A 12,467-nucleotide genomic window follows, 5' to 3' on the forward strand; every position below is an offset into this window, starting at 1 on the left:
GCGTGCCTGACCAGCCCCGTGCGGACGGGTGGGTCAGCTCAGCGGCCCCTGGGTGGGGCCCTGGCCGTGGTCGTCGTGGAGCCGGCGGCGCGAGCGCGCCAGCATCAGCGCGGCGACCCCGATGATCGCGACCAGCGCGCCGCCGTACAGCACCGGCATCGCGCCCGCGCCCGAGGAGTCGTCCTGCACCGGAGCGGACGGGCCGGGCTGCTCGCTCGGTGCCGCGGCCTGGTCGTCCGTCTCGGCGGCCTGCGCGGGGTCGCCGGCCGCGTCCGCCGCCGGAGCGGCGACCTCGTAGGCGAACGACCCCTCGATCGGGTGGCCGTCGGAGGACACGGCGCGCCAGGCGACCTCGTACTCCCCGCCGGCGGCCTGCCCGGGCACGGCAGCGACGACCTCGGGGCCGTCGACGGTGACCTCGGCGTCGACCGGCTCGCCCGACGGCGGCGTCACGCGGACCTGCGTGCCGTCGGCGATGACGTCGGAGCTGAAGGTGAGCGTCAGGTTCTCGACGGGCTCCTCGAGGGAGGCCCCGTCCTCGGGGTCGGTGGAGAGCAGCTGGTCGTGCGCGCCGGCGGACAGCGCACCGACGAGCATGACGGCCGTGCCGCCGACGGCGGTCAGCAGCATCGAGAGCGCCACGACCGCGGCGATCAGGCGGTTCCGCCGCTGCGAGCGGACGGGCGTCCAGTCCGGCCCCTCGGACGGGGCGGACGGTCGGGATCGGGGCCGGGAGCCCTCGGGATGGTGCGCCACGACGTCGACGATAGCCCCGCCGTCGCGGCGTCGGCCAACACCGGACCGGTGTCGTCGGGCACACTCGGGGTGTGGACTTCCGCAACGCCTACGCCCACGGGTTCGCCCGGGTGGCCGCCTGCACCGTGCCGGTGACGTCGGCCGATCCGGCCGCGAACGCCGCCGCGATCCTCGACCAGGCCCGTGCCTGCCACGACGACGGGGTGGCGGTCGCGCTGTTCCCCGAGCTGTCGGTCTCGGGGTACGCGCTGGGCGACCTGCACCTGGCCGACCCGCTGCTCGAGGCCGTCGGGGACGCGCTCGAGCAGATCGTCGAGGCCAGCGCCGACCTGCGTCCGCTGCTCGTGGTGGGCGCGCCGCTGGAGATCCACGGGCGCGTCCACAACTGCGCCGTGGTGGTCCACGGCGGCCGGGTGCTCGGTGTGGCCCCGAAGTCGTACCTGCCCACCTACCGCGAGTTCTACGAGCAGCGCTGGTTCGCCTCCGGCACCGACCTGCGCGGGTCCACGGTGCGGCTGCCCTTCGCGGCCGAGGAGGTCCCGTGCGGCCCGGACCTGCTGTTCCGCGCCTCCGACGTCGCGGGCCTGACGGTGCACGTCGAGGTGTGCGAGGACATGTGGGTGCCGGTCCCGCCGTCGGCCGAGGCCGCGCTGGCCGGCGCGACGGTGCTGCTGAACCCCTCGGCGAGCCCCATCACGATCGCCCGCGCCGAGGACCGTCGGCTCCTGGTGCGCTCGGCCTCGGCCCGGTGCCACGCCGCCTACGTCTACGCCGCGGCGTCGCAGGGCGAGTCGTCCACCGACCTGTCCTGGGACGGGCAGACGATGGTCTACGAGGCCGGCGACGAGCTGGCCGAGACCGATCGGTTCCCGGACGGCCCCCGGCGCGCGGTGGCCGACGTCGACCTCGACCGCCTGCGCCAGGACCGGCTGCGTCAGGGCACGTTCGACGACAACCGGCGCGCCTTCGGCGACCGGGTGCGCGGCTTCCGCGTCGTCGAGTGGCAGGTCCGCCCGCCGTCGGGCGACGTCGGCCTGCGCCGGCACGTGGACCGCTTCCCGTTCGTGCCCGACGACGCGGCGCGGCTCGCCCAGGACTGCTACGAGGCGTACAACATCCAGGTCACCGCCCTGGAGCGACGGCTGACCGCGATCGGCCGGCCGAAGGTCGTCGTCGGCGTCTCCGGCGGTCTCGACTCCACCCACGCCCTCATCGTGGCCGCGAACGCGATGGACCGGCTCGGGCGGCCGCGCACGGACGTGCACGCGGTCACGATGCCGGGGTTCGCGACGTCGGCGGAGACCAAGGACCGGGCGACGCGGCTGGCCACGGCCCTGGGCGTGCGGTTCGAGGAGCTGGACATCCGGCCCGCCGCGGAGCAGATGCTGCGCGACCTCGGCCACCCGTACGGCGAGGGCGAGGCCGTCTACGACGTCACCTTCGAGAACGTGCAGGCCGGGCTGCGCACCGACTACCTGTTCCGGATCGCCAACCACCGCGGCGGCATCGTGCTGGGCACGGGCGACCTGTCCGAGCTGGCGCTGGGGTGGTGCACCTACGGCGTCGGGGACCAGATGTCGCACTACGCCGTGAACACCGGCGTCCCCAAGACCCTCATCCAGCACCTGATCCGCTGGGTGGCGGACTCGGGCGACTTCCCGGTCGAGGTGGGCGACGTGCTGCGCGAGATCGTCGTGCAGGAGATCTCCCCCGAGCTCGTGCCGTCCGGGGAGGGCGAGACGCCGCAGTCCACCGAGGCGACGGTCGGCCCGTACGCGCTGCAGGACTTCACGCTGTTCTGGACGCTGCGGTTCGGCCTGCGTCCGTCGAAGATCGCGTTCCTGGCCTGGCACGCCTGGCGGGACGCCGAGGCCGGGGCGTGGCCGCCGAACTACCCGCACGACGACCGGTCGGCCTTCGACCTGGCCGAGATCCGCCGCTGGATGCTGGTCTTCTTCCGCCGGTTCTTCGCCTCCCAGTTCAAGCGGTCCGCGCTGCCCGACGGTCCCAAGGTGTCGCCCGGCGGCACGATGTCGCCGCGCGGGGACTGGCGGATGCCGTCGGACGCGTCCGCGGCGGCCTGGCTGCGCGAGATCGAGGAGAACGTCCCGGAGCGCTGACGCGGTACGGGTCGCCCGCCGGCCGGTCCCGCCCGGTCGAGGCCGTCGGGGTGCCGGGGGCAGGATGGCCCCCATGACTTCCACGTATCCCACCGCACCCGGAACCACCCGCTCCTCCGTCGCCGTCACGAACGGCTACGTCGTCCCCGTGGCGGGCGACCCCGTCGAGAACGGCACGGTGCTGATCGAGAACGGCGTCATCACCGCCGTCGGCGCCGACGTCACCGTGCCCGACGGCGTCCCCACGGTCGACGCCGGCGGCCGGTGGGTGCTGCCCGGGTTCGTCGAGGCCCACGGCCACGTCGGCGTCCACGAGGAGGCCGAGGGCTGGGCCGGGGACGACACCAACGAGAAGACGGCCCCGAACGGGGCCGCGTTCCGCGCCCTCGACGGGATCAACATCGAGGAGGAGGGGTTCCGCGACGCCCTGGCCGGCGGCGTGACCTCCGTCGTCGTCAAGCCGGGCTCGGCCAACCCCATCGGCGGGCAGACCGTCGCCATCAAGACCTGGGGCGGACGCACCGTCGACGAGCAGGTCCTGCGCGAGGCGGTGTCGGTCAAGAGCGCCCTGGGCGAGAACCCGAAGCGGGTGTACGGCGAGCAGAAGAAGACGCCGTCGACCCGGCTCGGGGTGGCCTCGGTGATCCGCCAGGCCTTCCTCGACGCCCAGCACTACGCGGCCGCCCGCGCTGCCGCCGAGGAGAAGGGCGAGCCGTTCGCCCGCGACCTGACCAAGGAGACGCTGGCCCGCGTCCTCGACGGCGAGCTCGCCTGGGACCAGCACACGCACCGCGCCGACGACATCGCCACGGCGATGCGGCTCGCCGACGAGTTCGGCTACCGCCTCGTGGTGAACCACGGCACCGACGGCGCCGCGGTCGCCGACGTGCTCGCCGAGAAGGGCGTCCCGGTGATCTTCGGGCCGATGTTCACCACCCGCACCAAGGTCGAGCTGCGGAACCGCGACATCGCCCACCTGGCCCGGCTGGCCGAGGCCGGCGTGACCGTCGCGATCACCACCGACCACCCGGTGGTGCCCATCAACTTCCTGGTGCACCAGGCCTCCCTGGCCGTCAAGGAGGGACTGGACCGGCAGGTCGCCCTGGAGGCGCTGACGGTCAACCCCGCGAGCATCCTCGGGCTGGACGACCGGGTCGGCGCGCTGCGGCCGGGCCTCGACGGTGACGTCGTGATCTGGTCGGGCGACCCGCTGGACGTCAACGCCCGCGCCGAGCACGTCTTCGTCACCGGGACCGCGGTGTACTCCTGGGACCGGGACGCCGACGGCGGGCGGGGCGCCGGGCGCGTCGTGGAGCGCTCCGCACGGTTCGCCTGAGGTCTGCCGCGAGCGCCCGGGCGGGCGGTCCCGGACCGTCCCGCCCGGGCCCGCTGTGAGACACGCGACAAACACCCGGAGGAAGTTGCCTGGTCGGGCCCGATCCGTGTCGAATCGTTCCTATGCGAACCCTCCACGCCGAGACCGCGGTCGTCTCCGTTGCCCTCCTGCTCACGGCGTGCGCCGGGCCCGACACGGTCTCGCCGGCGTCCGGGCCGTCCGGGTCGTCCTCCGCCCCGGAGGCCTCGTCGGAGACGGAAGCCCTCACCCGCGTCCAGACCACGTGCAGCGGCTACTACGGCGGTGACGACCTCTCGATCGACCACCGCGTCGACAGCTGGGCCGCCGAGCTCGACCAGCCGCTGACCGAGGAGAGCCGCGAGGCGTTCTCCATCATCAGCTACCGGCTCGACTCCCGGATCCGCTACGCGGACAACGGCCCCGTCGCGATGCTGAAGGCGATCAAGACCCCGTTCGACGAGGCGCTCGCCGGCACGCCGGCCGACCCGGACGACGTCGCGGAGGCCGTCGCCTCGCTCGAGGCGATGTGCCAGGACGACGGGTTCACGATCCCCGAGTGACGGCCCGGCGGTCGCGGACCGCCTCCCGCCGGAGGGCCGGACTCAGCGGCCGGTGAGGAACCTCCCCATCAGCGGTCCCGCCGTCGTGGAGCCGAACTCGCCGTCCTCGACGAACACCGCGACCGCGAGGTCGTCCGCGATCGCCAGCATCCACGCGTGCTGCTGGGACCCGTCGCCGTACTGGGCGGTCCCGGTCTTCGCACCGGTCACGCCGGGGATGTCGGCCAGCTCCGAGGCGCTGCCGTCGGACACGACGGCACCCATGAGGTCCTGCAGGTCGGCGGCCTCGGACGCGCCGAGCCCGTCGGCGGTCCCGGCCGGTTCCTCGGCCGGCTCCGCCGTGGCGTCCTCAGCCGACGGCGACGGTGACGCGCTGTCGTCGTCCTCGCCCTCGACCGGGCGGACCAGGAACGGTTCGACCCGCTCGCCCGCCGCCACCGACGCCGCCACCGTGGCCATCCCCAGCGGCGAGGCCAGCACCTTGCCCTGACCGATGAGCGCCTCCGCGTGCCCGGTGGCCGACGCCTCGGTCGGGACCGCGCCGAGGAAGGCCGGGGCGCCGACCGCCGGCTCGCCGAGACCGAGGTCGACGGCCGCGGCCGCCAGGTCCGCCTGCCGGACCTCCGCGCCCGCGCCGATCATGGCGGTGTTGCACGAGTGGGCGAACGCCGTGCGCAGCGTCACCTCACCGGTCGCCTCCTGCGGGTAGCCCGGGACGTTCTCGTACGTGCGCCCGTCGACGGTGATGCTGCGCGGGCACCGGACCGTGTCCTCGGGGAAGACGCCGGAGCGCATCAACGACAGCGCCGTGGCCACCTTGAAGGTCGAGCCCGGCGCGTACTGCCCCAGCGTGGCCGTCGACCAGCCCGCGCCGCCCGGGCCGCTGGCCGCGGCCAGCACCTCCCCCGTCGAGGGCCGGACCGCCACGATCGCGCTGGCCGGCTCGACGTCGGCGAGCACCTTCTCGGCCAGGACCTGGAGCTCGGGGTCGAAGGTCGTCGCGACGTCCGCGCCGTCGACGGCCTCCACGCGGTACGCGTCGCGCAGCACCTCGCCGTCCTCGCCCGCGACCACGTGGACCGCCAGACCGTCGGTCCCGGTGAGCACGGCGTCGTAGTCGCGCTGCAGGCCGGAGATGCCGACGACGTCCCCCCGCTGCACGGCGCCGTCGGACTCCTCGATGATGTCGGCCGTCGCCTCACCGGCGCGGCCCAGGATCGGCCGGGCGAAGGACGACGTCGGGGCGAGCTCCATCGTGTCCGCCAGCACGTTGACGCCGGCGATCGACCGCGCGTCGCGTGCGGTGAACGACACCCCCGAGGTCTTGCGGTCCTGGCGGATCGTGATCGCCTCGACGTACGCCTTGTCGCCGGCACCCTCGACCCGCGCCGCGTAGGCCGCGGGGTCCAGGCCGACGAGCTCGGCCAGCTCCGTCGCCTGCTGCTCGTACTCCTCGGGCTCGAGGAAGGTCTTGTCGATGCCGATGCGCCACACGTCGCGCGCGGTGACCAACGGCTCGCCGCGCACGTCCAGGAGGTCGCCGCGGTCGGGCGCCAGCACCGCGAGCTCGAGACGCTCCCCGCCGGCGAGGCCGGGCACGATGACGTCGGGCCCCCAGCGCACCTCCCACGTGCCGGGCTCCTCGGAGTCCTCCGGCGGCGGGGCCCAGACCATCTCGGTCTCGGTGGTGTAGTCCCAGGTGTGCCCCGCGGCGAGCGGCCAGCTCCAGGCGAGCCGCACGGACGCACGGGGCGGCTCGTCCTCCTCGGTCGTGGCCTCGACCACCTCCGCGACGGTGACGTCCGGCACGGCGTCGCCGTCGCCGGCCGCGGCGACGAGCGGTTCCACGACCTCCGTGAGCTGCTGCTGCGGGATGGCGCTGGTGTCGGACACCAGCGTCAGCGCCGACAGGTCCTGGCGCGCCAGACCGTCCGCCAGCTCCTCCGCGGTGTCGTCGGGCGTGGGCCGCTCGGGGCCCGTGCACCCGGCCGCGGCGAGCACGGCGGACGTCAGCAGGACGGTCAGGGCGAACGATGTCCGACGGCGCACGTGGCGAGCGTAGCGTCCCGTCTGGCACGCTGCGGTCGTGAACTCCCGATTCGTCCCGCCCCGGCGGTCGTCCCGTCTCGCCCGGACGGTCCTCGTCGCCACGGCGCTCGCCGCCGGGACGGTCGCCGGGACGGCGTCGTCCCCCGACCCGACGGGAGGCACGACGAGCACTCTCGCCGACGGCGCGCCGGCGGCGCAGCCCACCCCCACGGCGGCCTCCCGCTCGACGCGGGGGCGCGAGGACTCCGGGGCCGGGACGACCTCGTTCGTCGGGTGGGACACCGACGCGCGCCGGACCGCCGACCAGCCGTCCGCCGACGGGGTCCTGGTCGCACCGGCCCAGGGGCGGAGGCTCGCGCTGCAGCAACGGGTCGACGGCGAGTGGCTCACGCGGAGCACGCTGACCCTGGACCACGGCGGCGCCGACGTCGCGCGGGTCGCCCTCACGCGGCACTGGCGCCACGCGCCGACCACGCGGTGGCGGCTGCAGGCGTCCGCGACCGCCACGGCCGCGGCGGCCACGAGCGCGGTCAAGGAGGTCACGGTCACCTGGGAGGCCACCGACGACCCGACCCTCCCGACGGTGCTGGTGACCAAGGACCGCCCCGTGCGCCCGGCGGGCTACGAGCCGGAGCGCCTGGTCCGTCCCGAGGGCCCGGGCCAGGCCGGGGACGTCCGGCTGGTTCCGGCGGCCGCCCGCGCGATCGAACGGCTCGCCGCGGACGCGGCCGCGGCCACGGGCCGCGAGCTCGTGCTCGTCTCCGGATTCCGGTCCGCCGACTACCAGGAGGAACTCTTCGGCCGGTACGCCGCGCAGCACGGCACGTCGGGGGCGGACCGGTTCTCCGCCCGCAGCGGCCACTCGGAGCACCAGACCGGCTGGGCGGTCGACGTCACCGAGGCGGGCGTCGACTTCACGCGGTTCGGCGGGACGCCGTCGTCGGACTGGGTCGCCGCGAACGCGTGGCGCTACGGCTACGTGGTGCGGTACCCGGCCGGCGGCGAGGAGATCACCGGCTACGACGCCGAGCCGTGGCACCTGCGGTACGTCGGCGAGGACCTCGCCACCTACGTGCACCGCACGGGCACGACGCTCGAGGAGGCCTTCGGCGTGGCGTGACGGCGGCGGGCGGGCACCGGATCAGAACGCCCGGCCGAGCCGCTCCACCGCCTCGGTGAGGATGTCGACGGAGGTGGCGAGGTTGAGCCGCAGGAACCCGTCACCACCGGCACCGAAGTCCCGTCCGTCGCCGAGCGCCACCTTCGCGGTGCGCAGCACGTGCCGGTGCGGGTCGACCCCGGCCGGGACGGCGTCGCGCACGTCCAGCCACATCAGGTAGGTGCCCTCGGCCGGGTGGACCCGGACCGCGGGGGCGTGCTCCGCCAGCAGCCGCGTCGCGAGCTCCCGGTTGCGCACGATCCCGGCGCGCAGGGCGTCGAGCCATGCGTCGCCCTCGGTGTACGCGGCGGCGTGCGCCAGCACCGCGAGGTGGTTGACGGCGTGCCCGGCCTCCTCGGGGACGCGGCGCAGGTCGGCCACGGCGTCGGGCCCCGCCAGCGCCGTCGCGGCCCGCAGACCGGCGAGGTTGAACGCCTTGGACGCCGAGTGCACGGCGATCGCGCTCTCGCTGCCGGGCACGCTCAGCAGCGGCGTGAACGGCGTGCCGCCGTCGGTCAGGTCGGCGACCGTGAACGGCGCGTGGATCTCGTCCGCCACGACCCGCACGCCGTACCGTCCGGCGAGGTCGAGCACCGTCTCGAGCTCGTCGCGGGTGTGGACCGTGCCGGTCGGGTTGTGCGGGCTGCACAGCAGCAGCACGGCACGCCGCCCCGACCCGGGTCGCCCGCTGGCAGGTCCCCCACCGGTCGCCTCGCGGAACGCGGCCTCGAGCGTCGTCGGGTCCAGACGGCCGGCGTCGGTCAGGGGTGCCTCGACGACCCGTCGTCCCTCGTTGCGCGTGTACCCGTAGAACGGCGGGTAGACGGGCGGGGTGACGACGACGGCGTCGCCCGGGGCGGTGAGCACCCGCAGGATCTCCGTGACGGCGACCATGACGTCGGGCAGCGTGCGGCTCGTGGACGCGTCGGGGGTCCAGTCCCAGCGGCGCTGCGCGAACGGCACGAGCGCGTCCGCGTAGGTGGTGCCGCGGTCGTACCCGGTGTCACCCACCTCGAGGGCACGGGTCACCGCGTCGACGACGAACGGCGCCTGCGGCACGTCCATCTCGGCGACGAACATCGGCAGGACGTCCTCGGGATAGGCGGTCCACTTCACCGAGGTACGACGGCGCAGGTCGTCGAGGGAGAGCCGGTCGAGCGGGCTGACGCTGGTGTCGATCACGTCCCCGGTCTAGCAGACGACGCTGACGTCGGCAGTTCCTCCGGTCACACCGTGGCCCGGTGGCTCACACCGTGGCGGGACGGACGACGTCCGCCCACTGGTCCTGCCGGAGCGACTCGCCGGCCTCCTGGAGACCGGACCAGCGGCGGGCGTCGGCGATCGTGTCCGCGAGCAGGGCGCGCAGCCGGGCGTCGACGTCGGGCAGGAAGGACTCGCTGATGCCCTGGACGGCCGTGGAGACGACGGACGGCGCCGCGTCGCGCACGAACCGCTTCGGCTTCACGTGCGTGCCGGCGCAGAACCGACGGGCCCACTCGGCGGTCTTCGGGACGGTGGCCAGCGCCGCGACGCTCTCCGGCGACATGGTCCCCTCCGGCCGGGCGTCGAGGACGTCCAGCATCCGTTCGGCCCCGTAGACCGCCACCGCGAGGGTCTGCTGACGGTCGGCCGGTGCGACGGGCAGAGCGGTCTGGGCGGCCCGCAGGGCGATGCGCACGTCCCAGTGCGGGTCGTCGCTGTTGAGCCCGATCACCGACGGGATCATCGGCGCCAGCCGGGGCCGGTGATGGTCGGACGTCAGGTCGTTGACGGCGCGCGCCAGCATCGCCAGCAGCGGATGGGTGCACTGGGGATGATCACTCCAGCGCTCCCCGGCGAGGAACGACGCCAGCTCCATGAAGCAGGCGCCCTTCTTCGGGTTGCGGTGCTTGCCACGGCCCAGCATGGGCAGTGCGTCGAACGTTCCAGCGGTTCCCACCACGGTGCCACCCCCGTCTTGGTCCTTGCTCCAGTGTGCGCGCGGTGTGACGTAGATCGCAACGGGAAGTCGTCACCGGTGCCCGGGACGGATCACCGACGTGGCCCGGACGGTGTGCGGCCGGCGCCGTGATCAGGGCCATACTGGGACCGTGCCCGAGACCCAGGTCCTGGGTTCGCTGACCCAAGGCGCTCCAGGAGACTCCCCCGCCGACGAGGTTTTCGACCGGATCGTGCGGATCGCCCGCCGCACGCTCGACGTGCAGGCGGCGTCCTTCATCGTGCTCGGGGGCGACGACGTCCAGTACCTTCCCGGGGCCGTCGGCCTGCCCGAGGAGGTCCAGCGGAGCCGTGTCTACCGCCTCGAGCGGCCGGCGACGCGCATCGTCGCCGAGACCCGCACGCCGCTGATCGTCCCCGACGTCGCGGACGAACCGCTCGTCGCCGGTCGCGGGATGATCACCGAGATGGGGGTGCGTGCCCTGGCGGGCTACCCCGTCGAGGACAGCCGCGGCGAGGTCGTCGGAGCCCTCTGGGCCCTGTCCGAGCACCGCCGGGACTGGACCGACGCCGACCTGGCGACCCTGTCCGACCTGGCGGCCTCGTGCACGGGCGAGCTGCGGCTGCGCGCCGAGCGGGAGCGGGCCCGACGTGCCGAGCAGGTGGCTTTCCGTGCCCACCAGCGCGCCCAGTTCCTGCTCGGCCTGTCCGAACGCTTCGCGGGCGTGACCACCATCGAGGAGATCGAGGAGACCATCGCGCAGGTGGTCGGCGCCGGGATGGGGGCGCGATGGTGCTCCCTGGCCCTCGTCGACGCCGACCGCCGTCACCTGCGCTACGTCACCGTCGGCCACCAGGAGCCCGGGTTCCCCGACCAGATGCGCAACCTGCGCCTCGACGCGCCCCGCCCGGACGTCGCCGCCGTGCGGGAGCAGCGCACCCGTTTCTACCGGGACCACCAGGAGATGATCGCCGCCTACCCGGCCATGGCCGGTCTCGGCCTGACCTCGACCGGCGCCCGCTCGTTCCTGCCGATCATCGCCGACGACGACGTCGTCGGCGTGGTCGTGTGCGTCTGGGCCGACGAGCGTGACCACGACGCCGCCACCGCCGCCCTGGAGACCACGGTGACGCGGTACGTGGCGATGGCCCTGGAACGGGTCGCGCTGCTGGAGGCCCGCCGACGGGTGGCCACGACGCTCCAGGAGTCGTTGCTGACCGACCCGCCCGCGGTCGCGCACCTCGACATCGCCACGACCTACGCCCCGGCCGCCCGCACGGACCAGGTCGGCGGCGACTGGTACGACGCGGTCGTCCACGAGGACGGGGCCGCCGTCCTGTCGATCGGGGACGTGGCCGGGCACGACGTCAACGCGGCGGCGCAGATGGGCCAGCTCCGGTCCATGCTGCGGGTGCTGGCCTGGAGCCACGACGAGTCACCGGCGGCCCTGCTGTCCCGGCTGGACCGGGCGGACAGCCAGCTCGGGCTGCACGCGATGGCCACCGCCGTCGTCGTGCGGCTCGACCACGACGCCGAGCCCCGCGGCGACACCGGTCCGGACGGGACCCCAGAACGCGGCTACACCCTGACCTGGTCCGACGCCGGTCATCCCCCACCCCTGGTGCTGCGGCGGGACGGTTCGGTCGAGGAGCTCGAGGCCCGCCCGGACATGCTCCTCGGTGTCGACCCGGGGGTGCGACGCCGCGACCACGTCGACCGGCTGCTCCCCGGCGACACCCTCGTGCTCTACACCGACGGGCTGGTGGAACGGCGCGGCGTACCGCTCGGCGACCGGATGGCCGAGCTCAAGAAGGCCCTGGCGGACGTGCACGGGGAGGCCACCGCGGCGCTCCCGCGCGCGCTGGTGCGCCGGCTGGTCGGCCGCGCCCAGCGCGACGACGTCGCCGTGCTCGTGGCCCGCGCCCGTGTCCCCGCCCCGTCCGGCCCGCCGTCCGCCGCCGGACCCGCCACGGCGGAGCGCAAGGTCGCGCACGAGGACCTCAGCGACCTCGGGCCGGCCCGCCGGTGGGTGGACGACGTGCTGGAGTCGTGCAGCGTCGACGCCGAGCAGCGCCGCACCGCGATGCTGCTCTCGAGCGAGATCCTCACCAACGCGCTGGAGCACGGCAGGGGTCCGATCGTCGTCACCGTCGAGGTCGACGCGACGCGACTGCGGGTCGCGGTCCGCGACGGCTGCACGCGGCGGCCCGTCCTGCAGGCCCCGACGCCGCAGGACCTGTCGGGCCGCGGGGTGCAGTTCATGGAACGCCTGGCCTCCCGCTGGGGGGTGGAGCAGCACCTGCCGGACGCCGCGGTCGGTCGCCACGGTGCCCAGGGCGAGGGCAAGACGGTCTGGTTCGAGATCGACCGGTCGGCCCGGCCGCTGACCGGCGTGGTGCCCGTCGTCCGCCGCCAGTCGCCGAGCACGAGCTCGGTCCCGCTGGTCGAGCGGGTGCTGCCGTGGACGCGCGACGAGGCCCGGCGCCGGCGCACCTGACCCTCTGCGCGCGGGTGTCGGAGGGCCGAC

The 12,467-nt window shown here is 74.7% G+C and carries 9 protein-coding genes; 5 read left to right on the forward strand and 4 right to left on the reverse strand.

The window, feature by feature from the left end; all coding sequences use genetic code 11:
- Window positions 1–33: 33 nt before the first annotated feature.
- Window positions 34–756: a copper resistance protein CopC gene (locus tag HLI28_RS03830; RefSeq protein ID WP_171246187.1), complete on the reverse strand. Its 723-nt coding sequence runs from the start codon at window positions 754–756 to the stop codon at window positions 34–36.
- 71 nt (window positions 757–827) lie between these two features.
- Here HLI28_RS03830 and HLI28_RS03835 point away from each other — a divergent pair, with 71 nt between their 5' ends.
- The 3 genes from HLI28_RS03835 (at window position 828) to HLI28_RS03845 (ending at window position 4,793) form a co-directional block, all read left to right on the forward strand.
- Window positions 828–2,876 (forward strand): NAD(+) synthase, encoded by a 2,049-nt coding sequence (locus tag HLI28_RS03835; RefSeq protein WP_171246188.1) that lies wholly within the window; start codon window positions 828–830, stop codon window positions 2,874–2,876.
- Window positions 2,877–2,949: 73 nt separating this feature from the next.
- Window positions 2,950–4,212 carry an amidohydrolase gene (locus HLI28_RS03840; RefSeq protein WP_171246189.1) on the forward strand — a complete coding sequence of 421 codons (1,263 nt, stop codon included), beginning with the start codon at window positions 2,950–2,952 and terminating at the stop codon, window positions 4,210–4,212.
- 122 nt (window positions 4,213–4,334) lie between these two features.
- Window positions 4,335–4,793 carry a hypothetical protein gene (locus HLI28_RS03845; protein WP_171246190.1) on the forward strand — a complete coding sequence of 153 codons (459 nt, stop codon included), beginning with the start codon at window positions 4,335–4,337 and terminating at the stop codon, window positions 4,791–4,793.
- 42 nt (window positions 4,794–4,835) lie between these two features.
- Here HLI28_RS03845 and HLI28_RS03850 read toward each other — a convergent pair whose 3' ends face one another.
- Entirely contained in the window at window positions 4,836–6,842 is a 2,007-nt protein-coding gene (locus HLI28_RS03850) for a penicillin-binding transpeptidase domain-containing protein (RefSeq protein ID WP_171246191.1), read from the reverse strand.
- Window positions 6,843–6,879: 37 nt separating this feature from the next.
- On the opposite strand from HLI28_RS03850, the gene HLI28_RS15890 reads away from it, so the two are divergent.
- Complete coding sequence (locus HLI28_RS15890; protein WP_171246192.1) at window positions 6,880–7,962, forward strand: D-alanyl-D-alanine carboxypeptidase family protein; 1,083 nt, start codon at window positions 6,880–6,882, stop codon at window positions 7,960–7,962.
- 21 nt (window positions 7,963–7,983) lie between these two features.
- Here the strand turns inward: HLI28_RS15890 and HLI28_RS03860 are convergent, their stop codons facing one another.
- On the reverse strand, window positions 7,984–9,183 hold the full coding sequence (locus tag HLI28_RS03860) for a MalY/PatB family protein (RefSeq protein ID WP_343035633.1): 1,200 nt from the start codon (window positions 9,181–9,183) through the stop codon (window positions 7,984–7,986).
- 64 nt (window positions 9,184–9,247) lie between these two features.
- Window positions 9,248–9,943, reverse strand: a complete 696-nt coding sequence (locus HLI28_RS03865) for a hypothetical protein (protein WP_304604692.1) — start codon at window positions 9,941–9,943, stop codon at window positions 9,248–9,250.
- A gap of 148 nt (window positions 9,944–10,091) precedes the next feature.
- Here HLI28_RS03865 and HLI28_RS03870 point away from each other — a divergent pair, with 148 nt between their 5' ends.
- Entirely contained in the window at window positions 10,092–12,437 is a 2,346-nt protein-coding gene (locus HLI28_RS03870; RefSeq protein ID WP_171246193.1) for a SpoIIE family protein phosphatase, read from the forward strand.
- Window positions 12,438–12,467 lie beyond the last annotated feature (30 nt).

The organism is Isoptericola sediminis, from assembly GCF_013085345.1.
Taxonomy (GTDB): domain Bacteria; phylum Actinomycetota; class Actinomycetes; order Actinomycetales; family Cellulomonadaceae; genus Isoptericola; species Isoptericola sediminis.